This window comes from Arthrobacter sp. TJ-240 (genome assembly GCF_058269195.1).
The window spans coordinates 408953-432572 of sequence record NZ_JBZCNG010000002.1 but is presented as its reverse complement, the minus strand read 5'-3'; the positions used below and the strand labels follow the sequence as shown (position 1 = coordinate 432572).

The following is a 23620-nucleotide window of genomic DNA, read 5'->3' as shown; positions in this document are numbered from 1 at the left end:
ACCCGCGCGGCCCGCTGCGTCAGTGGCCCACAGTAACGTTGACGCTGTGAATGATCTATTCAGCGCGGCGGCGGACGACGACGACGCGCCCTCCGCCGGTAGCCGCGTCGCCGGCGCCGGGCGGCCGCGCAGCCCCCTGGCGGTCCGCATGCGCCCGCGCTCGCTGGACGAGGTGGTCGGTCAGCAGCACCTGCTGGGCCGCGGGTCGCCCCTGCGCACCCTCGCCGGCGAGCACGACCCCGGCGCGCACGCGGCGCCGTCGTCGGTGATCCTGTGGGGCCCGCCGGGAACCGGCAAGACGACGCTGGCCCACGTGATCGCACGCGGCCAGGGGCGGACGTTCGTCGAACTGTCCGCCATCACCGCAGGCGTCAAGGACGTACGGCGGGTCATGGACGAGGCCCTGACCTCCCGCGACCTGTACCGGCAGACCACGGTCCTGTTCCTCGACGAGATCCACCGTTTCAACAAGGCACAGCAGGACGCCCTGCTGCCCGGCGTGGAGAACGGGTGGGTGGTCCTGATCGCGGCCACCACCGAGAACCCCTCCTTCTCCGTGGTGTCGCCGCTGCTCTCGCGCTCGCTGCTGCAGACCCTTCGGCCGCTGGACGAGGCGGACATCCGCGGCCTCCTCGAACGCGCCGTCCACGACGATCGCGGCCTCGCCGGCACCGTGGAGGTGTCGCCGGACGCGCTCGAGCACCTCGTGCGCCTGGCCGCGGGTGATGCACGGCGCGGGCTGACGGCCCTGGAGGCCGCCGCCGGCGTCGCCCGGTCCGAGCGCGAGACACACGACGCGCACGCGGGCGGTCCCGCGCAGGACCGACTCACGACCGCCGCGGGAACGGACGACGCGGAAGGCGCGGAGGACGCGGAGGACGGGGACGGCCGGGCTGAACTGCTGCCCGTGCTGGTGACACTCGACCACGCGGAGAAGGCCGTGGACGTCGCCGCCCTGCGCTACGACCGCGCCGGGGACCAGCACTACGACGTCGCGAGCGCATTCATCAAGTCGCTCCGGGGATCGGACGTGGACGCGGCCCTCCACTACGTCGCACGGATGCTCGAGGCCGGAGAGGACCCCCGCTTCATCGCTCGACGGCTCATGATCTCCGCGGCGGAGGACGTGGGGATGGCGGATCCGACGGCGCTGCAGACCGCCGTGGCCGCCGCCCAGGCCGTCCAGCTGGTCGGCATGCCCGAGGCCCGCATCATCCTCGCCGAGGCCGTGGTGCACATCGCCACCGCGCCGAAGTCCAACGCCGCCTACAACGGCATCAACGCCGCCATCGCGGATGTGCGGGCGGGTCGCGGCCAGGGCATCCCCGCCCACCTGCGGGACGCGCACTACCCCGGGGCGTCGCAGCTCGGACACGGCAAGGGGTACGTGTACTCGCACGACGAGCCGCACGGGATCGCCCTGCAGCAGTACGCCCCCGACGACCTGGTGGGACGGGACTACTACGAGCCCACGGACCGCGGCACGGAGAGGGACATCTCCGCGCGCCTCTCGCGGCTGCGCAGGATCATCCGCGGGAGGTAGGGGGAGCTAGCGGGAGGTAGGGGGCGACAGGAAGGCGGCAGGGAGGCGGGCCGCGGCCTGACCGGTGCGGCCGATTCGGCCGGCCGGCCCGCGCACTGCTAATATTGGTCGCTGACTGGCAAGTCGTCGTGTACCAGCCGTCCTCCCATGCTCCGCAGCAGGTCTCCTGCCGCGTGGCGAAGGTGGTGGCCAGGGTCGCGGCGGACTGTAGTACCGGGAAGCGGCCAATCCCGGCTCTCCGCAAGTGGAGGCCAGCGACACCAGGAAGTGCGGACGCCCCCGTGGCGCAAGTCCGCTTCTTCGCCGCAAAAATCATCGAAAGGTAAACGTGGCTAACAACACACGTGCCCGCCGCAAGGTCCGCATCTCGCGGGCCCTCGGCATCGCCCTCACCCCGAAGGCGGAGAAGTACCTCGAGCGTCGGCCGTACGCGCCGGGCCAGCACGGCCGCGCACGTCGCAAGCAGGACAGCGACTACGCCGTACGTCTGCGCGAAAAGCAGCGTCTGCGCGCCCAGTACAACATCCGCGAAGCGCAGATGGCCCGGATCTTCGAGGAAGCCCGCCGCACCGCAGGCCTCACCGGTGAGAACCTGATCGAACTGCTCGAGATGCGTCTCGACGCCCTCGTGCTGCGTGCCGGGTTCGCCCGCACGAGCGCCCAGGCCCGCCAGCTCATCGTGCACCGTCACATCATGGTCGACGGCGCCCGCGTGGACCGCCCGTCGTTCCGCGTCTCCGAAGGCCAGCTCATCCACGTCCACAGCCGCAGCGAGACCATGGTCCCGCTCCAGGTTGCGGCCGCCGGTGCGCACCGCGACGTCCTTCCCGCCGTCCCCGGCTACCTGGACGTCCAGCTCGACAAGCTCCAGGCACGCCTCGTGCGTCGCCCGAAGCGCTCCGAGGTCCCCGTGACCTGCGAAGAGCAGCTCGTCGTCGAGTACTACGCACGCTAGTCCCCCCACCCGGCGGACCAGTCCGCCGGACAGTGAGACGCGTGAACGAAGAGCCCGTGGCACCCGCCACGGGCTCTTCGTTCTGTAAGGTACTAAGAGCAAGAATTCCCGTGCCCGCCCTCGGAGGCGGCCCCCGCGTAAAGGAGACCGCCCATGTCAGGTGGAGATATAGCCGGCCTGATAGCTGCTGGCGTGTTCGCCGTCCTGGTCCTGCTGCTGGCCGTGCCCATCTGGAAGCTCGGCCGCGTGTTCGACGAACTGCGCAAGGCCATCCGCACCGTCACCGACGAGACCACCCCGCTGATCGGGGAGGTCACGAGCACCGTGAACACCACGCACCAGCAGCTGAAGGCGGTGGACGGCATCACCTCGAACGTGTCGGACGCCTCGGCCAACATCTCCGCCCTCTCGTCGCTGGTCGCCGCCACGATCGGATCACCGCTCATCAAGGTGTCCGCGTTCTCCTACGGCGTCCGGTCGGCCCTCGCCGGCCGCACGTCCCCCGCGCGCCGCCGCCGCAGCCGCTAGCCCCCAACGAACCGGAGAGAACGATGATCAGAAGAGCCTTCTGGCTTGCCGCCGGCATCACCATCGGCGTCGTCGCCGTGCGCAAGGTGTCGCAGGCGAAGTCCACCCTCGGTCCCGAGGGCCTGAACCGGGCCGTCGGCCAGATCAGCGACAGCATCGCCGACTTCGCCGACGCCCTCCGGTCCGCCATGACCGAGCGCGAGAACGATCTCCGCGCCGCACTCGGCGTCGAGGCCCCTGCTGCGCCTGCGGCCTCGGCTGCGCCCGGCGCCGACGACGTCCCCGCCTCCCGCCGCTCCCTCCGCTAGCCGCGGGCGGCCGGACCGCCGCCGCACCTCGCCGGTGCCATCCGCGCGCATGGCGCCCGGGACCCGCCCTCGAGCGGCCCGGCGTCCGTCCGTGCCCACGCAGCATCGTGCCCCGACCCTGAAGGATCCCCCATGAAGTCCCACGAGATCGCCAGCCGCTGGCTGGGCTACTTCGAGAAGAACGGGCACACCGTCGTGCCCTCTGCGTCGCTCATCTCCTCCGACCCGTCGCTGCTGTTCACCGTCGCCGGGATGGTGCCCTTCATCCCGTACCTGACCGCGCGCGAGGTCGCCCCCTACGCCCGCGCCACGAGCGTCCAGAAGTGCATCCGCACGGGTGACATCGAGGAGGTCGGCAAGACCGCCCGCCACGGGACGTTCTTCCAGATGTGCGGCAACTTCTCCTTCGGCGACTACTTCAAGGCCGAGGCCATCCGCATGGCCTGGAACCTCCTCACCAGCGACGTGGCCGACGGCGGCTTCGGCCTGCCCGCCGAGCGCCTGTGGATCACGGTCTACCACGAGGACGAGGAAGCCCTGCAGATCTGGCGTGACAGCATCGGGGTACCCGCCGAACGCATCCAGAGGATGGGCAAGAAGGACAACTACTGGTCCACGGGCCAGCCCGGCCCGGCCGGTCCCTGCTCGGAGATCTTCTACGACCGCGGGCCCTCCTACGGTGTCGACGGCGGCCCCGAGGCGGACGACACCCGGTACGTCGAGATCTGGAACCTCGTCTTCATGCAGTACCAGCGCGGCGAGGGCACCGGCAAGGACGACTTCGAGATCCTCGGCGAGCTGCCGAAGAAGAACATCGACACAGGGCTCGGGCTCGAGCGCCTCGCCATGATCCTGCAGGGCGTCGAGAACATGTACGAGACGGACCAGGTGCGTCCCGTCCTCGACCGGGCCGCGGCGCTCAGCGGGAAGACCTACACCAGCGCCGAGTCGCCCGACGACCCGCACCACACGGACGACGTCCGCATGCGCGTGGTCGCCGACCACATCCGCTCCTCCCTGATGCTCATCGCCGACGGCGTGACCCCGTCCAACGAGGGCCGCGGCTACGTGCTGCGGCGCCTCATCCGCCGGGCCGTCCGCGCCATGCGCCTGCTCGGCGTCGAGAAGGCCTGCCTGCCGGAACTCCTCCCCGCGTCACGCGACGCGATGAAGGGCGTCTACCCCGAGGTCGAGCAGGACTTCGAGCGCATCAGCCGCATCGCCTACGCCGAGGAGAAGGCGTTCCTGCGCACCATCGCCTCGGGCACCGCGCGGCTCGAGGAAGCCGTCCGCGAGTCCCTCGCCGAGGAGCGGCCGCTCTCCGGTCAGGACGCGTTCACCCTTCACGACACCTACGGTTTCCCGATCGACCTGACCCTCGAGATGGCGGAGGAGGCGGGCCTCGCCGTCGACGCCGACGGCTTCCGCTCCCTGATGCTCGAGCAGCGTCAGCGCGCCCAGGCCGACGCCCGCGGGAAGAAGGCCGGCCACGCCGACCTCTCGGTCTTCACCGAGCTGCTCGGCCGCGGCCAGACCGTGTTCACGGGCTACGACGAGCTCACCTCCGAGGCGACCATCCTCGGCCTGCTGACCAAGGGGCAGTCGATCCCCAGCGCGCTCCACGGCGACGAGATCGAGCTGGTCCTCGACCAGACCCCCTTCTACGCGGAGGCGGGCGGCCAGGCCGCCGACGTCGGGCTCATCACCGGCGACGGTTTCGTCGTCGAGGTCCTCGACGTGCAGCGGCCCATCAAGGGACTCAGCGTGCACCGCGCCGTCGTCCGCGAGGGCGAGGTGGTGCAGGGCGCCACGGTGACCGCCGCCGTCGACCGCCAGCGCCGCCACGCGGGGGAGCAGGCCCACTCGGGTACGCACATCGTCCACGCTGCCCTCCACGAGATCCTCGGCCCCGAGGCCCTGCAGCGCGGGTCCTTCAACAAGGCCGGGTACCTCCGCTTCGACTTCTCCTGGGGCGAAGGCATCAGCGCCGCGGCGCGTTCGGAGATCGAGGAGGTCTCCAACATCGCGATCCGCAACAACTACGAGGTCGAGACGAAGATCATGTCCCTCGCCGACGCGAAGGCACTCGGAGCGACCGCCCTCTTCGGCGAGGCGTACGGCGACACGGTCCGCGTGGTCGAGATGAACGCGGACTTCTCGCGGGAGCTCTGCGGAGGCACGCACGTGGCGTCCACGTCGCTCATCGGCAGCCTCACTCTGCTCGGTGAGCAGTCGGTCGGCTCGGGCAACCGGCGCGTCGAGGCCCTCGTGGGTCTGGACGCGTTCCGGCACCTCGCCGCCGAACGCGCACTGGTCTCGGAGCTCTCCGACATGCTGAAGGTGCCGTCCGCGCAGCTGCCCGAACGGATCTCCGCGACCCTGGCCAAGCTCAAGACCGCCGAGCGGGACCTCGAGCGGCTCCGCAGGGAGCAGCTCGCCGTGGCCGCCGGGTCGCTCGTCGACACGGCGGTGGACGTCGACGGCGTGCGACTCGTCGCGCACGACGCCGGAGAGGTCAGCGGCGCCGACGACCTGCGCACGCTGGTCCTCGATCTGCGCGGCCGTCTCGGGTCGGAGGCCGCCGTCGTCGCGGCGACGGCAGTCTCACAGGACCGCCCGCTCGTCCTCGTCGCGACCAACGAGGCCGCCCGCGCCGCCGGCGTGAAGGCCGGGGCGCTGGTCCGCACCGCGGCGAAGATCCTCGGCGGCGGTGGTGGAGGCAAGGACGACGTCGCGCAGGGCGGCGGGTCGGACGCCTCACGCATCCCCGATGCGCTCACCGCCATCCGCACTGCCGTGGCGGAACGCTGACCGCCGTGACGGCCGGCGGCGGCGGGGGAGCGGACCCCGACACGAGCGGGTCCGCCCCCTACCCCCACGGGCCGAAACTCGGCGTCGACGTCGGGCAGGTCCGCGTGGGCCTCGCCGGCTGCGACCGGGACGGGTTGCTCGCCACCCCCATCCGCACCCTCAAGCGTGACGCGCGCCGGAACAGCGACGTGAGGATCCTCGTGAACGAGGCCCTCGAGCGCGGAGTGGTGCAGATCATCATCGGGCTGCCGAAGAACCTCAGCGGGCGGGAGGGCGCCTCGGCCGAGATGGCGAGGACGTACGCGGCGCTGGTCGTCGAGGAGCTCCAGCGACAGGCCCAGCCGGTACCGGTACGCTTGGTGGACGAGCGGCTGAGCACCGTGTCGGCCCACCGCTCGCTGCACGCGGCTGGTCTGAGCAGCCGTGAGCATCGTAAGGTTGTAGATCAGGTGGCAGCCGTCGAAATTCTCCAGCATGCCATCGACACGCAACGTTCACGCGGACGGGACGTGGGGGATCCGGTTCCTGTGCGCGACGCAGAGGGCGCCCAGAGCCCATTGCTGACCCCTACAGAGGAGCCGGTTATCAAGGACAGTTCACCCAGCAGGAGGGATCCGGAGTCGTGAACAACCGCACCCGCCATTCCCCTGCCGCCCACGGATCCGACGGGCAGAACCCCGCCTACGACGACGGCTACGCGCACCCCGACCCCGTCGAGCAGTTCTTCGCGGACCAGGACACGCCCCGCCGCAGCCGCCGCCCCCAGCCGTCGAACACCAAGCGGCGCAGGCGCCTGAGGCGCACCGTCGTGATGCTCGTGGTCCTGATGCTCTTCGCCGGCACCGTCTACGGTGTGGCACTCATGCTGCGCGACATGCTCGGCCTGAACGACGTCACCGACTACGCCGGTCCCGGAGGCGAGGAGACCGTCTTCTCCGTCACCGAGGGCGCCGGTGCCCTGGCCATCGGTAACGGGCTCGAGAGCGCCGACATCGTCGCCGACTCCGCCACCTTCGTGGAGGCCCTCGCGGTGATCGCCGACGGCCGCGAGGTCCAGCCGGGCGAGTACGAGATGCGCCTCCAGATGCCCGCGGCCGCCGCGGCCGAGGCGCTCCTCGGCGAGGACCCCACGATGGTGTCCTACGCCGCCGTCGCGCGTGACCTGCGCCAGGGCGAGGTCTTCGACATCCTCAGCACCTCCACCGGCATCCCGCGCACCGAGTTCGACGCCCTCGCCGCCGACCCCACGCAGTTCGGCCTCCCGCCGCAGGCACTCTCGCTCGAGGGCTACCTGCACCCGGGGGAGTACCGGTTCGACGTCGAGGCGACCGCCACGGACATCATCACCGAGATGGTCACGGCGACCACCGACCGCCTCGCCGAGGACGGCGTGACCGACCCGTCCGAGCAGTACAGGATCCTCACCATCGCAAGCATCGTGCAGGCCGAGGCCCAGCAGGGGGACTACGCCACGGTGGCGGGGGCGATCAACAACCGGCTCACCCCGGGCAACACCGAGACCAGCGGCTTCATCCAGTCCGACGCCTCCGTGACCTACGGTCTCGACAAGCGCAGCTACCAGCTCACGGACGAGGAGAAGCGGGACACCTCCAACCCGTACAACACCTACGCGAACCCCGGCCTGCCGAAGGGTCCCATCGGTTCGCCCGGCGACGAGGCCATCGACGCGACGGTCAACGCGGCGGACGTGCCCTTCTACTTCTGGGTGACGGTGGACCTCGACACCGGCGAGACGAAGTTCTCCGAGACGTACGCGGAGCACCTGAAGTACGTCGACGAGTACCTCGCGTGGTGCACCGACCACCCCGGACGGTGCGAGTAGGTGGGCGGCTAGGTGACGGCTCCGGCGGCGCCCTCCCGGGCCGCCGTGATCGGGTCGCCCATCGGGCACTCGAAGTCCCCGCTGCTGCACGCGGCCGCTTACCGGGCACTCGGCATCGCGTGCTCGTACACGGCGGTCGACGTCCCTGAGGCGAGCCTCGACGCGTTCGTCGCCGGTGTGAGGACCACGCCCGGCTGGCGCGGCCTGTCCGTCACCATGCCCCTCAAGAGCGGCGTGGCGCGGCTCGTGGACGTCGTGACGGAACCGGCCGCCGTCCTCGGCGTCGTCAACACCGTGGTCGTCGGCCCCGCCGTCGGCCCCGGCACCCGCCTCACCGGGCACAACACCGACGTCGTCGGTGTGGCGAACGCGCTGGCCGCCGCCGGCGTGCAGGATCCGGATGCTCCCGTGATCCTCGGCGGCGGCGGCACGGCGGCGGCCGCCGTCGCCGGTCTCACCCGGCTCGGCGCCTCCACGGTCCGTGTGGCGGTCCGGCGGCCCGAGGCTGCGGCCGACCTCCTGCGCCTCGGGGGTGCGCTCGACGTCGACGTCGTGCTGCTGCCCTGGTCGGGTGCCGCCGACGCGGTGGCGGAGGCCGGCGTCGTCGTCTCCACGCTCCCCCCGCGGGCCGCCGACCCCCTGGCCGCCACGCTCCTGGCGGACCCGCGATTCCGCACCCGGGGGGTCCTGCTCGACGTCGCCTACGACCCGTGGCCCAGCGCCCTCGCGTCGGCGTGGCAGCGGGCCGGCGGGCGGATCGTCCCGGGCCTCGACATGCTGCTCCACCAGGCCGTGGAGCAGGTGCGACTGTTCTTCCCCGACGCCTTCCCCGACACCGCACACGGCCGCGCCGCCGTCCTCGATGTGATGTGTGACGCGGTAGGGGTAGCGCGGCGCTGATCCCCGTGCCGGCGCATGGCAGTATGGAAGCCATGTTGCGTTGGTTGACGGCAGGAGAATCCCACGGCCCCTCCGTGGTCGGCATCATCGAGGGGATGCCCGCGGGCGTGGCCGTCACGAGCACCGACGTGCAGGAGGCCCTCGCCCGCCGTCGCCTCGGCTACGGTCGCGGGGCCCGCATGAAGTTCGAACAGGACCAGGTCCGCATCCTCGGCGGCGTCCGCCACGGGCTCACGCAGGGCGGGCCCGTGGCCATCGAGGTCGCCAACACCGAGTGGCCCAAGTGGGAGAAGATCATGGCGGCCGACCCCCTCGAGGGCGAGGACGCCGCCGAGCTCGCCGCCTCGGCGCGCAATGCGCCCCTCACCCGACCCCGGCCCGGGCACGCCGACTTCACCGGCATGCAGAAGTACGGCTTCGACGAGGCCCGTCCGGTCCTCGAGCGGGCCAGCGCCCGGGAGACCGCCACCCGCGTGGCGCTCGGGACCGTGGCCGCCCGGTTCCTCGCCGGACTCGGCATCCACCTCGTCAGCCACACGGTGTCGATCGGCTCGGTCTCCGTGCCCGAGGACGCACCCCTGCCGGTGCCGAGCGACGTGATCGCCCTCGACACGGACCCGCTGCGCTGCTTCGACCGGGACACCTCCGACGCCATGGTCGCGGAGGTCGATGCCGCCCACAAGGAGGGCGAGACGCTCGGCGGCGTCGTCGAGGTGGTCGCCTACGGGCTCCCGCCGGGTCTCGGCAGCTACGTCCACTGGGACCGTAGGCTCGACTCCCGCCTCGCCGCGGCCCTCATGGGTATCCAGGCCATCAAGGGCGTGGAGGTCGGTGACGGCTTCCTCACGGCCGCGCGCCGCGGCACCGCCGCCCACGACGAGATCGTCCGGAACGAGAACGGCAAGATCGTTCGCCTCTCCAACCGCGCCGGCGGCATCGAGGGCGGCATGAGCATCGGCGACGCCCTGCGCGTCCGCGCCGCGATGAAGCCGATCGCCACGGTGCCCCGCGCGCTGCGCACCGTCGACGTCAGCACCGGCGCCGCGGCCCGCGCACACCACCAGCGCTCCGACGTGTGCGCGGTCCCCGCGGCCGGCGTGGTGGCCGAGGCCATGACGGCGCTGGTGCTCGCGGAGGCCGTCACCGAGAAGTTCGGCGGCGACTCCCTCGCTGAGACGGCCCGTAACCTGCGCGGCTACCTCGAGAGCATCCCGGAGTTCCTGGACTCCGCCGGAGTCTGATGCCGGGCAACCGTCGGGTGGTCCTCGTGGGCCCGATGGCCGTGGGCAAGTCCGCGGTCGGCCGCACGCTCGCGCGGCGCACGGATGCACGCTTCGTCGACACGGACCGCGTCATCGCGGAGCGGCACGGCAGCATTGCCGGCATCTTCGCCCGCGGCGGCGAAGAGGAGTTCCGTGCCCTCGAGGCGGAGGTGGTAGGCGAGGCCCTGGCCGCGGACGGGGTCGTGGTCTCCCTCGGTGGGGGAGCCGTGCTCCATCCCGGCACCCGCGCGCTCCTGGCGGACGCCGTCGTGGTCTTCCTCGACACCGACCTCGCGACGGTGCTGCCGCGCATCAGGGCGGACACGGGACGGCCACTGCTGGCGGGCCGGCCCGCGGAGCGGTGGCAGGAACTGTACGACGCGCGGCGACCGGTGTACGCGGCGGTGGCGACCGCCGTCGTCGACACCCGCGGCCTCTCCGTGGCCGCGGCGGCCGACGCGGTGCAGCGCGCCCTGGCCGAGAACGACATCCCGAACGACATCCCGAACGACATCCCGAACGACGAGAGCGGAACCGACCCCCATGGCGACTGACGAACCAACCATCATCCCGGTGACCGGCAGCGCCGCCGAGGGCAGCTACGACGTCGTCGTGGGCCGGGGACTGCTCGGCCGGCTCCCTGCGATCCTCGGCGAACGCGTGCGCCGCGTCCTGGTCATCCACCCGCGGGCGCTCCGCGCCACCGGGGACACCGTCCGCGCCGAACTCGCCGATGCGGGTTTCACCGCCGTCACGGCGGAGATCCCCGACGCCGAGGAGGGCAAGCACATCCAGGTGGCCGCGTTCTGCTGGCAGGTCCTCGGCCAGAACGACTTCACCCGCTCCGACGCCGTCGTCACGGTCGGCGGTGGGGCCGTGACCGACCTCGGCGGCTTCGTCGCGGCGACCTGGCTCCGCGGCGTCCGGGTGGTGCACCTGCCCACGAGCCTCCTCGCCATGGTCGACGCCGCCGTGGGCGGCAAGACCGGCATCAACACGGCCGAGGGCAAGAACCTCGTGGGCTCCTTCCATCCGCCCGCCGCCGTGCTCGCCGATCTCGACGCGCTGGCCACGCTGCCGAAGAACGAGCTCGTCACCGGGCTCGCCGAAGTGGTCAAATGCGGCTTCATCGCCGACCCGGCCATCCTCGACATCATCGAGCAGGACACCGACGCCGCGACGGACGGCACGTCTCCCGTGCTGCGGGACCTCGTGGAGCGCGCCATCCGCGTGAAGGCCGACATCGTCTCCGAGGACCTGCGCGAAGCGGGCCGCCGCGAGTACCTCAACTACGGGCACACGCTCGGGCACGCTATCGAACTCGCCGAACGGTACTCGTGGCGGCACGGCGCGGCCGTCTCCGTCGGCCTCGTGTTCGCCGCCGAGCTCTCCCGCATGGTCGGGCGTCTCAGCGACGCTGACGCCGACCGTCACCGGACCGTCCTCGAGTCCCTCGGCCTGCCCGTCACCTACCGCCGGGACCGGTGGGCCTCCCTCCTCGACGGCATGCGCCGCGACAAGAAGTCGCGCGGGGACCTGCTCCGCTTCGTGGTCCTCGACGGCATCGGCCGCCCCGGCATGCTCGAGGTCCCCGACACCTCGCTCCTGTTCGCCGCATACCAGGAGATCGCCTCCTGACCTGTCCACCCCGCCGGGCGTCGGACGGGCCCAGCGGGCCGCCGCGCCGCGCAGGGTAGACTGATCACTGGACTTTTAGCGGGCTTCCCCGCGCCCGCCGCGCCCCGGCCGGCCCATCCATCAGCGAAACCGACGAAAGTGAATCTGTGGCGACCACGAACGACATCAAGAACGGCACTGTGCTGAAGCTCGAGGGCAACCTCTGGAACGTCCTCGAGTTCCAGCACGTCAAGCCCGGCAAGGGTGGCGCCTTCGTCCGCACCAAGCTCCGCAACATCCTCTCCGGCAAGGTCGTCGACAAGACGTTCAACGCGGGCCTGAAGATCGAGACGGCCACCGTGGACCGCCGCGACTACCAGTACCTGTACAAGGACGGCGAGGACTTCGTCTTCATGGACACCACGGACTACGACCAGATCACGGTGCCCGGTAAGACCGTCGGCAACGCCGCGAACTTCATGCTCGAGAGCCAGATGGCCACCATCGCCATGCACGAGGGCTCACCGCTCTACGTCGAGCTGCCCGCCTCCGTGACGCTCGAGATCACCTACACCGAGCCGGGCCTCCAGGGCGACCGCTCGACCGGCGGCACCAAGCCCGCGACCGTCGAGACGGGCCACGAGATCCAGGTCCCGCTGTTCCTCGGCACCGGCACCAAGGTCAAGGTCGACACCCGGACGGGCGAGTACCTGGGACGCGTCAACGAGTGAGCGCACGCAGCAAGGCCCGACGCCGGGCCCTGGACATCCTCTTCGAATCCGCGCAGCGCGACATGGCGGCACTCGAGGTCATCCGCGCGCGCCGTGAGAAGACGGACATGGTCATCGCGGACTACACCGTGGACATCGTGGAAGGCGTCCTGGAGCACCAGGAGCAGATCGACGAGTTCCTCAGCACCTATTCGCAGGGCTGGACGCTGGATCGCATGCCGGCCGTCGACCTGATGCTCCTGCGCATCGGCTGCTGGGAGCTGCTGTACAACGACGACGTCCCCGACGGCGTCGCGGTCAGCGAAGCCGTGGAGCTCGCGAAGATACTGTCCACCGACGAGTCGCCGAAGTTCATCAACGGGCTCCTCGGGCGCCTGCAGCAGCTCAAGCCCACGCTGCTCGCCTGACCCTGCCGGGAAGCCCCTGCCGAAAGCCCCCGTGGTCCGCCGCATGCGGACCGCGGGGGCTTTGCCGCAGCGGGGGCGGCACCGGACCCGCTCGCGGCGCGCGTAGGCGGGTGCCGCCGAGGGACGCCCGCCCCACGTCCGGACGCGACGGCGGTCAGCGGGCCGCGGACGCCAGCTGGAACATCCGGGCCCGCCGCCGGGTGACCTCCTCGAGCAGGGCGCGTTCCTCCGCGGCGTAGTCGGCGTCGCGCCGCCCGCCGAGCACGCGCTGGCGGGTGAAGGCGATGCGTGAGCCGGTGCGGATGAACTCGCGCATGTCGTTCTTCGCGCCCACCGAGTCCGCCCAGGCGAGCGCCTGCGACCGGCCCGGGCGCGTGGCGAGCATGCGCACCTCCTCCGGGGTGAACCAGCCCGCGCGCGCGTAGTCGCCGAGCCGGGCCTCCGTGAGGCGCCGCTCGGAGCGCCGGAGCAGGACGACGGCGACCACGGCGGCGACGAACAGCGGCACCTGCACCACGAGGTAGAAGACCAGGAAATTGTCGAACAGGACGAGGGCGCCGCCGTTCCACAGCATGTGGCCCGCCAGGGCCGGGATGAGCCCCAGCACGAACGCGCCGAGAATCCTTGCGTTGCCGCCGCCGCGGCTCACCGCCCAGCCGACCACGAAGCCGAGCAGCGCGGTGAACATGACGTGCGCGAAGGGGGAGAACAGGCCCCGGAGGATGAAGACGCCCACGACGCCACTGACGGTGCCGGACTCCATGACGGCCGAACCGAAGTACAGGATGTTCTCGGTGAAGGCGAAGCCCGCCGCGATCGTCCCGGCGTAGACGATGCCGTCCACGGGTCCGTCGAAGTGGCTGCGGCGCGTGTAGACGAGGATCAGGACCCCGAGGCCCTTGGCGAACTCCTCGACCAGCGGTGCCTGCAGGACGGGCCCGATCACCTCGGGGGACGTGGTGCTGAGGGCGCTGCCCAGCAGATCCACCACGTAGGTGCCGAGCAGCAGGGTGACCACCACGGAGGTCCCGGCCCCCCAGAGGAACGCGAAGAGCAGGGCGCCCCGCGGTTCGGGGTCCCACCGGTCGATCCAGCGCAGGCCGAGCAGGCAGATGCCCAGCGGTACGAGGGCGAGGATCCCGCACAGCAGGAACGCGGACGGTCCGAGGGACAGGGAGAGGAACAGGAGCACGCCCGCCACCACGAGGGCTGCGAGGATCACGAGGATGACGTTGAGCACGCCACCCCGCCGCGGCGGGGGCTGGTTCCACACGGGCTGGAACGGCGGCCCTGCGGACCGGGCGGGGGCGGGGTGGTGGTGGCGCAGCGTCGTCGTGCTCCACCAGCCCTCGTGCTGCTGGTCGTGGTCCTGTGGTCGGTGCCCGTAGCCCTGGGGGCCGGTCCGCTGCGGACCGCCTGGGCCCGTCCCGGGGGTGTTCATAGCCATGAGGCAACCCTAGGGGCAGGCGGCGCTGTGGTAGTTTTGACACCGCAACCAACCTTTAAGTTCCGTCCGGTGAGGCGGGGAAGGAGGAAGCGTGTTATGACCGTGCAACCCCCGGAATCCGGACCGCACAAGCGCGTTGTTCTCGCAGAAGCAGACATAGACCGCGCACTCACGCGCATCGCCCACGAGATCCTCGAGGCGAACAAGGGATCCCGCGACCTCGTGCTCCTCGGCATCCCGCGCAGGGGATTCCCCCTCGCGCAGCGGCTCGCGCAGAAGATCGCGGCCGTCGATCCCGCCGTCGACCCGGACCTCATCACCGGGCAGCTCGACGTCACCATGTACCGCGACGACCTCCGTCGCCACCCCACCCGTTCGCCGCTCGCGACCCAGCTGCCGCCGTCGGGCATCGACGACAAGGTGGTGGTGCTCGTTGACGACGTGCTCTACTCCGGACGCACCGTCCGCGCGGCCCTGGACGCCCTCGCCGACCTCGGGCGGCCCCGCACCGTCCGCCTCGCCGTCCTCGTGGACCGCGGGCACCGCGAACTGCCCATCCGCGCGGACCACGTGGGCAAGAACCTTCCCACGTCGTCGCGGGAGCGCGTCCGCGTCCACCTCGCGGAGATCGACCTGATCGGCGGCTCGGCCGTGAACGAGGTCGTCATCGAGGACCGCGTGTGAAACACCTGCTCAGCACGCAGGACCTCTCCGCCCGGAACGCGCTGCGCCTCCTCGACGTCGCCGAGGAGATGGCGGCGGTGGGGGAGCGGGAGATCAAGAAGCTGCCGGCGCTGCGCGCGCGCACCGTCGTGAACCTGTTCTTCGAGGACTCCACCCGCACACGCATCTCGTTCGAGGCGGCGGCGAAGCGGCTCTCCGCGGACGTCATCAACTTCGCGGCGAAGGGATCCTCGGTCTCCAAGGGCGAGTCCCTGAAGGACACCGCGCAGACGCTCGAGGCCATGAGTGCGGACGCCGTCGTCATCCGCCATCCCGCCTCCGGCGCACCGGCCCGCCTCGCGGCGTCCGGCTGGATCGACGCCGCCGTGATCAACGCCGGCGACGGCACGCACGAGCACCCCACGCAGGCACTCCTCGACGCGTTCACGCTGCGCAGGCACTGGGCGGGGGTCGGCGGTACCGGATCGGCGGGCACGGACCTCACCGGCATGACGGTGCTGATCGTCGGCGACGTGCTGCACTCCCGCGTGGCCCGCTCCAACGTATGGCTGCTGACCACCCTCGGCGCCGAGGTGCTGCTCGCCGGGCCGCCCACGCTGCTGCCCGTTGGTGTCGGGTCCTGGCCCTGCACGGTCTTCTACGACCTCGACGAAGCCCTCGCCCAGCGGCCCGACGCCGTCATGATGCTCCGCCTGCAGGCCGAGCGCATGAACGCGGCGTTCTTCCCGTCCATGCGCGAGTATTCGCGGCGGTGGGGGTTCGACGACGGGCGCCTTGCCCTGCTCGACGCGCTGGGCCTCGACGACACCGTGATCATGCACCCCGGCCCCATGAACCGCGGGCTGGAGATCTCCTCCGCCGCGGCCGACTCCCCGCGCTCCACCGTCCTCGCGCAGGTCCGCAACGGCGTATCCGTGCGGATGGCCGCGCTGTACCTGCTGCTCGCCGGCGACCCGCACGACGACGGGCACGACCAGCACGCCGACCTGACCGACCTCATCCCGGAAGGCCGCACCCCGTGACCACCCCCAGCACCCCCGGCGCTTCGTCCGGCACCTCGACCCAGTACCTCATCCGCGGCGCCTCGCTGCTCGGACGCGGCGCCCAGGACGTCCTCGTCCGCGACGGCGTCATCGCCGCGCTGGGCGCCGAGGCCTCCCGCGAGGCCTCGGCGGAGGCCGTGACCGTCGACGCCGCCGGCCTCGTGGCCCTGCCCGGCATGGTGGACCTCCACACCCACCTCCGCGAGCCCGGACGGGAGGACGCCGAGACCGTCGAGACCGGCTCCCGGGCCGCCGCCCTCGGCGGTTTCACCGCCGTGCACGCCATGGCGAACAGCTCCCCGGTCGCCGACACCGCCGGCGTGGTGGAGCAGGTGTACCGCCTGGGCCTCGCGGCCGGGTGGGTCGAGGTGCGGCCCGTCGGCGCCGTGACCGTGGGCCTCGGCGGGGAACGGCTCGCCGAGCTCGGCGCCATGGCGGAATCACCGGCCTCCGTGCGGGTGTTCTCCGACGACGGTATCTGCGTCTCGGACCCGGTGCTCATGCGCCGCGCCCTCGAGTACGTGAAGGCGTTCGACGGCGTGATCGCCCAGCATGCACAGGAACCGCGCCTCACCGAGGGCGCCCAGATGAACGAGGGCGACGTCTCCGCGGTCCTGGGACTCACCGGCTGGCCGGCCGTCGCGGAGGAGAGCATCATCGCCCGCGACGTCCTCCTCGCCCAGCACGTCGGCTCGCGCCTGCACGTCTGCCACGTCTCCACCGCCGGCTCGGTGGAGATCATCCGCTGGGCCAAGGCGCGCGGCATCGACGTCACCGCCGAGGTCACCCCGCACCACCTGCTCCTCACGGACGAGCTGGTCCGCAGCTACGACCCCGTCTACAAGGTCAACCCGCCGCTGCGCACCGCCGACGACGTCATGGCCCTCCGCGCGGCCCTCGCCGACGGGACGATCGACGTCGTCGGGACCGACCACGCGCCGCACCCGAGCGAGCACAAGGAGTGCGAGTGGGCGCAGGCCGCGATGGGGATGACCGGTCTCGAGACCGCCCTGTCCGTGGTGCAGCACACCATGGTGGAGACGGGGCTGCTCGACTGGGAGGGCTTCGCCCGCGTCACCTCCGTGACGCCGGCGCGGATCGGCCGGCTCGCCCACCAGGGCAGGCCGCTCGCCGCCGGCGAGCCCGCGAACCTGATCCTCGTCGACCCCGCCGCCCGCTGGACGGTCGACCCCTCGACGATGGCCACGAAGGGCCGCAACAGCCCGTTCCGTGGGCTGGAACTGCCCGGCAGCGTGCGGGCGACGTTCCTCGGCGGCCACGCGACGGTCCTCGACGGCCGTCTCGCCACGCCGCGCCCGGCAGCCCGCGGGGCGGGCAGGGAGGCCCCCGCATGGAATATCTAGGCTGGGTCGCCATGACGATCGGCATCATCGTCGTCATCGTCGCGCTCATGGCGCTCGGATGGCGCAACCGGCTCCGCCGGCAGTCCGACGTCCCGGTACCGCCGGAGACGCCCGCCGACCCCGGGCCCGTCCTCTACGAGGCCGAGGGCCAGTACGTCGCGACGACGACGGCGGGGGACTGGCTGGACCGCATCGCGGTGCACGGGCTCGGCCTCCGCGGCAACGCCGTCGCCGCCGTCCACCCCGACGGCGTGCTCTTCACCCGCACCGGGGCGCGCGCCGTCTTCATCCCCCGCACCGACCTCGTCTCGGTGCAGCTGGCGAGCGGCATGACCGGCAAGTTCGTCGAGAAGGAAGGGCTCGTCGTGGTGACCTGGCGCCTCGGCGCGCTGCGCGTCGACACCGGCTTCCGCACCCGCCACGCCGCGCACAAGGCCCAGCTCGTCGCCGCGATCGCCGCGCTCGTGCCCTCCGCTCCACCCGAGAACCGAACTCCACCGACCCCCGAAGGCAGGGAACAGCTGTGAGCAGCGCTCCATCCACCGCCCACGCTCCATCGACGGCACCGGTCCGACCGCAGGCACCCGCGGTGCTCGTCCTCGAGGACGGACGGACCTTCCGCGGCCGCGCCTACGGCGCCGAGGGCACCGCGCTCGGCGAGGCCGTCTTCGCGACCGGCATGACCGGCTACCAGGAGACCATCACCGACCCGTCCTACGCGCGCCAGCTCGTGGTGCAGACCGCTCCGCACATCGGCAACACCGGTGTGAACGCCGACGACGCCGAGTCGCGCCGCATCTGGGTGGCCGGCTACATCATCCGCGACGCCGCCCGCCGCCCGTCGAACTGGCGCTCCGAGCAGAGTCTCGACGAGCAGCTGCGCGAGCAGGGCGTCGTCGGGATCGAGGGCGTCGACACGCGCGCCGTCACGCGGCACCTCCGCGAGCGCGGTGCCATGCGGGCCGGGATCTTCTCCGGCGCGGACGCCGCCCCCGGCGACGATCGGCTCCTCGAGCGGGTCCTCGCCCAGCCGTCCATGGCCGGGGCCCGCCTCGCCGAGGAGGTCAGCATCGGCGAGGCCTATGTCGTCGAGCCCGCCGACCATGGCTGGACCGGCGGGACGGTGGCCACCATCGCGGCCCTCGACCTCGGCATCAAGGCCATGACGCCCAAGCACTTCGCCGAGCGCGGCGTGCGCACTGTGGTCCTGCCCGCGGGAGCCAGCTTCGAGGACATCGTGCGGACCGAACCCGACGGCGTCTTCATGTCCAACGGACCCGGCGACCCGGCGACCGCCGACGCCCAGGTGGACCTCCTGCGCCGCGTCCTCGACGCGCGGATGCCGTTCTTCGGCATCTGCTTCGGCAACCAGATCCTCGGACGGGCCCTCGGCTTCGGCACCTACAAGCTGCGCTACGGCCACCGCGGCATCAACCAGCCCGTCCTCGACCGCCGCACCGGCAAGGTGGAGATCACCTCGCACAACCACGGGTTCGCCGTCGACGCACCCCTCGACGGTCCCGTGGAAGCGCCTGCGGGCTCGTACGGCCGGGTCGAGGTGAGCCACGTGAACCTCAACGACGACGTCGTCGAGGGCCTCGCCTGCCTGGACCTGCCCGCCTTCTCGGTCCAGTACCACCCGGAGGCGGCCGCCGGCCCGCACGACTCGGCGTACCTCTTCGACCGCTTCATCGCGCTCATGGCCGCCGAGAAGGCCAACCCCGGATCGGGCGACGCCGTCCTGGCCTCCGCCCTCGACGCACCGTCGGAATCGGCGGCGCTCGCCCGTGCGGCCGCCGCCGAACTCGGCACGCACGGATCCAAGGTGACGGGCACGCAGCCCCGCCACGACAGCGCCCACAGCGCATCCACCGGCAGCACGCAGGAAGAGAACTGATGCCCCGCAGAACCGACCTCACGAGCGTCCTGGTCATCGGCTCCGGGCCGATCGTCATCGGGCAGGCCGCCGAATTCGACTACTCCGGCACGCAGGCGCTGCGCGTCCTGCGCGAGGAGGGCCTGCGCGTCATCCTCGTCAACTCGAACCCGGCGACCATCATGACCGATCCCGAGTTCGCCGACGCCACCTACGTGGAGCCCATCACGCCCGACGTCGTCGCGAAGATCATCGAGAAGGAGCGCCCCGACGCGCTCCTGCCCACCCTCGGAGGCCAGACGGCGCTCAACACGGCGATCGCCCTCGACAAGGCCGGCGTGCTGGAGAAGTTCGGGGTCGAGCTCATCGGCGCGAACATCGCCGCCATCGAGCTCGGCGAGGACCGCGAGAAGTTCAAGGGCGTCGTCGAGCGCTGCGGCGCCGAGTCCGCCCGCTCCGCCATCATCCACACCATCGACGAGGCCCTCGCCGCCGCAGAGGACCTCGGCTACCCCATGGTGGTCCGCCCCTCCTTCACCATGGGCGGCCTCGGCTCCGGGCTCGCGTACACCGAGCAGGACCTGCGCCGCATCGTGGGCCAGGGCCTGCAGTACAGCCCCACGAGCGAGGTCCTCCTCGAGGAGAGCATCCTCGGGTGGAAGGAGTACGAGCTCGAGATGATGCGCGACAAGAACGACAACGTCGTGGTGGTCTGCTCCATCGAGAACTTCGACCCCGTGGGCGTGCACACCGGCGACTCCATCACCGTGGCCCCCGCCCTGACGCTGACCGACCGCGAGTACCAGCGCCTGCGCGACATCTCGATCGCCGTGATCCGCGAGGTCGGCGTGGACACCGGCGGCTGCAACATTCAGTTCGCCGTCGAGCCCGGCACTGGCCGCGTCGTCGTCATCGAGATGAATCCCCGCGTCTCCCGGTCCTCGGCGCTGGCGTCGAAGGCCACCGGCTTCGCGATCGCGAAGATCGCCACGAAGCTGTCCCTCGGCTACACGCTCGACGAGATCCCCAACGACATCACCCTGAAGACCCCGGCGTCCTTCGAGCCGACCCTCGACTACGTGGTGGTCAAGGTGCCGCGGTTCGCGTTCGAGAAGTTCCCCGCGGCGGACCCCACCCTCACCACCACCATGAAGTCCGTTGGCGAGGCCATGGCGATGGGCCGCAACTTCACCGAGGCCCTGCAGAAGGCCCTGCGGTCGCTCGAGCAGAAGGGCTCGCAGCTCTCCTTCACGCCCGTCGGCGCCGACGAGGTCGACGCGCTCGTGGAGGCCGCCAGGCGCCCCACCACGGAACGCCTCGCGCAGGTGCAGCGTGCCCTGCTGGGAGGCGCGAGCGTGGAGCGGCTCTACGAGGCGACCGGGATCGATCCGTGGTTCCTCGACCAGCTGGTGCTGCTCAACGAGGTGGCCGAGGAGGTGCGCACAGCGCCGAACCTCACCGAGGAGGTGCTGCGGCACGCCAAGCGCCACGGCTTCTCGGACGAGCAGATCGGTGCGCTCACCCACACCCCCGACGCCGTGGTGCGCGGGGTCCGCCACGCCCTCGGCATCCGTCCGGTGTTCAAGACCGTCGACACGTGCGCCGCGGAGTTCGCCGCCTACACGCCCTACCACTACTCGTCCTACGACGAGGAGGACGAGGTGGAGGCGCACGAGCAGCCCTCCGTCATCATCCTGGGGTCCGGACCCAACCGGATCGGGCAGGGCATCGAGTTCGACTACTCCTGCGTCCACGCCACCATGGCGCTCCGCGAGGCCGGCTACGAGACCGTCATGATCAACTGCAACCCGGAGACGGTGTCCACGGACTACGACATCTCCACACGCCTGTACTTCGAGCCGCTGACCCTGGAGGACGTCCTCGAGGTCATCGCGGCCGAGCAGCGCACCGGCGGCGTGCTCGGGGTGTTCGTGCAGCTCGGCGGGCAGACCCCGCTGAAGCTCGCGCAGGAGCTCGCCGACGCCGGCATCCCGATCCTCGGCACGTCGCCGGAGGCGATCGACCTCGCCGAGCACCGCGGCGCCTTCAGCCGCGTGCTCGACGCCGGCGGGCTCATCGCCCCGAAGAACGGCACCGCGGTGTCCTTCGAGGACGCGAAGCGCATCGCCGACACGATCGGCTATCCGGTGCTCGTCCGCCCCTCCTACGTGCTCGGGGGACGCGGGATGGATATCGTCTACGACGAGGCGAACCTCTCGCGCTACATCGCGAACGCCACGGAGATCACCGAGGCCCACCCGGTGCTGATCGACCGGTTCCTCGAGGACGCCATCGAGATCGACGTCGACGCCCTGTTCGACGGCACCGAGATGTACCTCGGGGGCATCATGGAGCATATCGAGGAGGCCGGCATCCACTCCGGCGACTCCGCGTGCGTGCTGCCGCCCATCACGCTCGGCGCCGACGTCCTGCAGCGCGTCCGCGAGGCCACGCTCACCATCGCGCAGGGCGTCGGGGTACGTGGACTGATCAACATCCAGTTCGCCCTCGCCTCGGACGTGCTCTACGTCCTCGAGGCGAATCCGCGTGCCTCCCGCACGGTGCCCTTCGTCTCCAAGGCCACGGGTGTCCAGCTGGCCAAGGGAGCCGCGCTGATCGGGACCGGCGTCACCGTCGCCGAACTGCGCCGGCGCGGGCTGCTGCCGGCGCAGGGCGACGGCGGGTCCCTGCCGTTCGACGCCCCCGTCTCCGTCAAGGAGGCCGTGCTGCCATTCAGCCGCTTCCGCACACCGGAGGGCACCGTGGTGGACTCGCTGCTCGGCCCCGAGATGCGTTCCACCGGCGAGGTCATGGGCATCGACAAGTACTTCGACACGGCATTCGCGAAGAGCCAGGCGGCCGCGAACGCGGCCCTGCCCGTCGAGGGCAAGGTCTTCGTCTCCGTCGCCAACCGGGACAAGCGCGCCATTGTCATGCCGGTGAAGCGCCTCGTGGACCTCGGCTTCGAGATCGTCTCCACGGGTGGCACCGCCGACGTGCTGCGCCGCAACGGCATCCAGGCGACGACGGTCCGCAAGGTCGCCGAGGGTGCCGGCGACGCGGGCGAGGGCACCGTCGTCGACCTCATCACCGCGGGCGGCATCGACATGATCATCAACACGCCGTCCGGCGGTCAGGCACGCGGTGACGGCTACGAGATCAGGGCGGCGGCGACGTCCTACGGGCTGCCCGTCATCACCACCATCCCGGAGGTCGGGGCGGCCGTGCAGGCCATCGAGGCCATGCGCTCCTACGAATGGTCGGTGACGAGCCTGCAGGAGCACGCCGCCAACCTCCGCGCCTCCACAGAGGCCCGCGATGCCTCCTGAGGCGCCGGCCGCCGCGCCGCGGGCTCCCTTCGGGGCGCGCCTCGCGGCGGCACGCACGGAGAAGGGGAGCCTCTGCGTCGGGATCGATCCGCACCCGGCACTGCTCGACGCCTGGGGGCTCACGGACTCGCCGGAGGGACTCGAGCGTTTCTCGCTCGCGGTGCTCGACGCCGTCGGGCCCGTGTCGGCGGCCCTCAAGCCGCAGGTCGCCCTCTACGAGCGGCACGGCTCGCGGGGTCTCGCGGTCCTCGAGGCCCTGCTGGCGCGTGCCGCCGACGCCGGAGTCCTCACGATCGCCGATGCGAAGCGCGGTGACATCGGTTCGACGATGCAGGCCTACGCGGAGGCATGGCTGGGGGAGGGGCGGCCGCTCGCGGCGGATGCCGTGACCCTCAACCCCTATCTGGGCTTCGAGTCCCTCCGGCCCGCCCTCGACCTTGCCGCGGCGACCGGGCGGGGTGTGTTCGTCCTCGCGCTGACCTCCAACCCCGAGGGCCGCTCCGTGCAGCACGCCGGCGGGCGCGCCTCAGTTGCGCAGTCCATCGCCCGTGCAGCAGCGGCCGAGAACGCCGGGCCCGGGCCCGGGCACGTCGGCCTGGTGGTCGGCGCGACCATCGGCGACGCCGCGCACACCCTCGGCCTCGGCCTGGCCGGCCTCAACGGCCCCATCCTCGCCCCCGGCGTCGGCGCGCAGGGAGCCGGACCGCGCGAGCTGCGGGACGCGTTCGGCGACGCCCTGCCGTTCGTGCTCCCGACCTCCAGCCGTGCCATCCTCGCGGCCGGCCCCGGCGTGCCCGCGCTACGGGACGCCGCGGAACGGACGCGCGACGAGCTCGCCTGAGACGCCCGCCCGGCATCGGGTGCGGTGCAGGTTGCAGTGACAGGTGCAGTGACAGGTGCATTGATTTAGGAGGCCCGCGCCCGGTAGGTTCGGTTCCAGCCCCACCCCCCTCCCGGGGGAGACCCTTGACC

The 23620-nt window shown here is 71.6% G+C and carries 21 protein-coding genes; 20 read left to right on the top strand and 1 reads right to left on the bottom strand.

The window, feature by feature from the left end:
• The first annotated feature begins 46 nt into the window (after nucleotides 1–46).
• From AC4D2C_RS06740 to nusB, 13 genes are all read left to right on the top strand, one after another.
• A complete protein-coding gene (locus tag AC4D2C_RS06740) occupies nucleotides 47–1543 on the top strand; it encodes a replication-associated recombination protein A (RefSeq protein WP_490913602.1) in 1497 nt (498 codons plus the stop codon).
• 328 nt (nucleotides 1544–1871) lie between these two features.
• Nucleotides 1872–2498, top strand: coding sequence for a 30S ribosomal protein S4 (rpsD, locus tag AC4D2C_RS06735; protein WP_087075826.1), 627 nt, complete (start codon nucleotides 1872–1874; stop codon nucleotides 2496–2498).
• Nucleotides 2499–2651: 153 nt separating this feature from the next.
• Nucleotides 2652–3026 carry a DUF948 domain-containing protein gene (locus AC4D2C_RS06730; RefSeq protein WP_490907990.1) on the top strand — a complete coding sequence of 125 codons (375 nt, stop codon included), beginning with the start codon at nucleotides 2652–2654 and terminating at the stop codon, nucleotides 3024–3026.
• Between the two features lie 23 nt (nucleotides 3027–3049).
• Nucleotides 3050–3334, top strand: coding sequence for a hypothetical protein (locus AC4D2C_RS06725; protein ID WP_490907991.1), 285 nt, complete (start codon nucleotides 3050–3052; stop codon nucleotides 3332–3334).
• Nucleotides 3335–3466: 132 nt separating this feature from the next.
• A complete protein-coding gene (gene alaS / locus AC4D2C_RS06720) occupies nucleotides 3467–6145 on the top strand; it encodes an alanine--tRNA ligase (protein WP_490913600.1) in 2679 nt (892 codons plus the stop codon).
• A gap of 5 nt (nucleotides 6146–6150) precedes the next feature.
• Entirely contained in the window at nucleotides 6151–6771 is a 621-nt protein-coding gene (gene ruvX / locus AC4D2C_RS06715) for a Holliday junction resolvase RuvX (protein WP_490913599.1), read from the top strand.
• Nucleotides 6768–7988 carry an endolytic transglycosylase MltG gene (gene mltG / locus AC4D2C_RS06710; RefSeq protein WP_490913597.1) on the top strand — a complete coding sequence of 407 codons (1221 nt, stop codon included), beginning with the start codon at nucleotides 6768–6770 and terminating at the stop codon, nucleotides 7986–7988. Before ruvX ends, mltG begins: the two co-directional genes overlap by 4 nt.
• A gap of 12 nt (nucleotides 7989–8000) precedes the next feature.
• Entirely contained in the window at nucleotides 8001–8888 is an 888-nt protein-coding gene (locus tag AC4D2C_RS06705; protein WP_490913596.1) for a shikimate dehydrogenase, read from the top strand.
• Between the two features lie 32 nt (nucleotides 8889–8920).
• Nucleotides 8921–10129: a chorismate synthase gene (aroC, locus tag AC4D2C_RS06700; RefSeq protein WP_490913594.1), complete on the top strand. Its 1209-nt coding sequence runs from the start codon at nucleotides 8921–8923 to the stop codon at nucleotides 10127–10129.
• Entirely contained in the window at nucleotides 10129–10704 is a 576-nt protein-coding gene (locus tag AC4D2C_RS06695; RefSeq protein ID WP_490913592.1) for a shikimate kinase, read from the top strand. Before aroC ends, AC4D2C_RS06695 begins: the two co-directional genes overlap by 1 nt.
• Entirely contained in the window at nucleotides 10694–11788 is a 1095-nt protein-coding gene (aroB, locus tag AC4D2C_RS06690; protein ID WP_490913590.1) for a 3-dehydroquinate synthase, read from the top strand. The genes AC4D2C_RS06695 and aroB overlap by 11 nt, the downstream gene beginning before the upstream one ends.
• A gap of 146 nt (nucleotides 11789–11934) precedes the next feature.
• Nucleotides 11935–12498: an elongation factor P gene (gene efp / locus AC4D2C_RS06685; protein WP_104050627.1), complete on the top strand. Its 564-nt coding sequence runs from the start codon at nucleotides 11935–11937 to the stop codon at nucleotides 12496–12498.
• The gene (gene nusB, locus AC4D2C_RS06680; protein WP_490913588.1) at nucleotides 12495–12905 is read left to right on the top strand and encodes a transcription antitermination factor NusB; all 411 of its coding nucleotides are present in this window, start codon (nucleotides 12495–12497) and stop codon (nucleotides 12903–12905) included. The genes efp and nusB overlap by 4 nt, the downstream gene beginning before the upstream one ends.
• A 154-nt stretch (nucleotides 12906–13059) precedes the next feature.
• Here the strand turns inward: nusB and AC4D2C_RS06675 are convergent, their stop codons facing one another.
• The gene (locus tag AC4D2C_RS06675) at nucleotides 13060–14352 is read right to left on the bottom strand and encodes a PrsW family intramembrane metalloprotease (protein ID WP_490913586.1); all 1293 of its coding nucleotides are present in this window, start codon (nucleotides 14350–14352) and stop codon (nucleotides 13060–13062) included.
• A gap of 96 nt (nucleotides 14353–14448) precedes the next feature.
• Between AC4D2C_RS06675 and pyrR the strand changes: the two genes are divergently transcribed.
• The 7 genes from pyrR to pyrF are packed head-to-tail and all read left to right on the top strand — an operon-like array spanning nucleotide 14449 to nucleotide 23489.
• Nucleotides 14449–15036: a bifunctional pyr operon transcriptional regulator/uracil phosphoribosyltransferase PyrR gene (gene pyrR, locus AC4D2C_RS06670; protein WP_334210096.1), complete on the top strand. Its 588-nt coding sequence runs from the start codon at nucleotides 14449–14451 to the stop codon at nucleotides 15034–15036.
• Complete coding sequence (locus AC4D2C_RS06665; RefSeq protein WP_490913583.1) at nucleotides 15033–16058, top strand: aspartate carbamoyltransferase catalytic subunit; 1026 nt, start codon at nucleotides 15033–15035, stop codon at nucleotides 16056–16058. Before pyrR ends, AC4D2C_RS06665 begins: the two co-directional genes overlap by 4 nt.
• Nucleotides 16055–17443, top strand: a complete 1389-nt coding sequence (locus AC4D2C_RS06660) for a dihydroorotase (RefSeq protein WP_490913582.1) — start codon at nucleotides 16055–16057, stop codon at nucleotides 17441–17443. The genes AC4D2C_RS06665 and AC4D2C_RS06660 overlap by 4 nt, the downstream gene beginning before the upstream one ends.
• The gene (locus tag AC4D2C_RS06655) at nucleotides 17431–17970 is read left to right on the top strand and encodes a PH-like domain-containing protein (RefSeq protein ID WP_490913580.1); all 540 of its coding nucleotides are present in this window, start codon (nucleotides 17431–17433) and stop codon (nucleotides 17968–17970) included. Before AC4D2C_RS06660 ends, AC4D2C_RS06655 begins: the two co-directional genes overlap by 13 nt.
• Nucleotides 17967–19340 carry a glutamine-hydrolyzing carbamoyl-phosphate synthase small subunit gene (carA, locus tag AC4D2C_RS06650; RefSeq protein ID WP_490913578.1) on the top strand — a complete coding sequence of 458 codons (1374 nt, stop codon included), beginning with the start codon at nucleotides 17967–17969 and terminating at the stop codon, nucleotides 19338–19340. The genes AC4D2C_RS06655 and carA overlap by 4 nt, the downstream gene beginning before the upstream one ends.
• Nucleotides 19340–22648: a carbamoyl-phosphate synthase large subunit gene (gene carB, locus AC4D2C_RS06645; RefSeq protein ID WP_490913576.1), complete on the top strand. Its 3309-nt coding sequence runs from the start codon at nucleotides 19340–19342 to the stop codon at nucleotides 22646–22648. Before carA ends, carB begins: the two co-directional genes overlap by 1 nt.
• Nucleotides 22638–23489 (top strand): orotidine-5'-phosphate decarboxylase, encoded by an 852-nt coding sequence (pyrF, locus tag AC4D2C_RS06640; RefSeq protein WP_490913574.1) that lies wholly within the window; start codon nucleotides 22638–22640, stop codon nucleotides 23487–23489. The genes carB and pyrF overlap by 11 nt, the downstream gene beginning before the upstream one ends.
• Nucleotides 23490–23620: the final 131 nt, after the last annotated feature.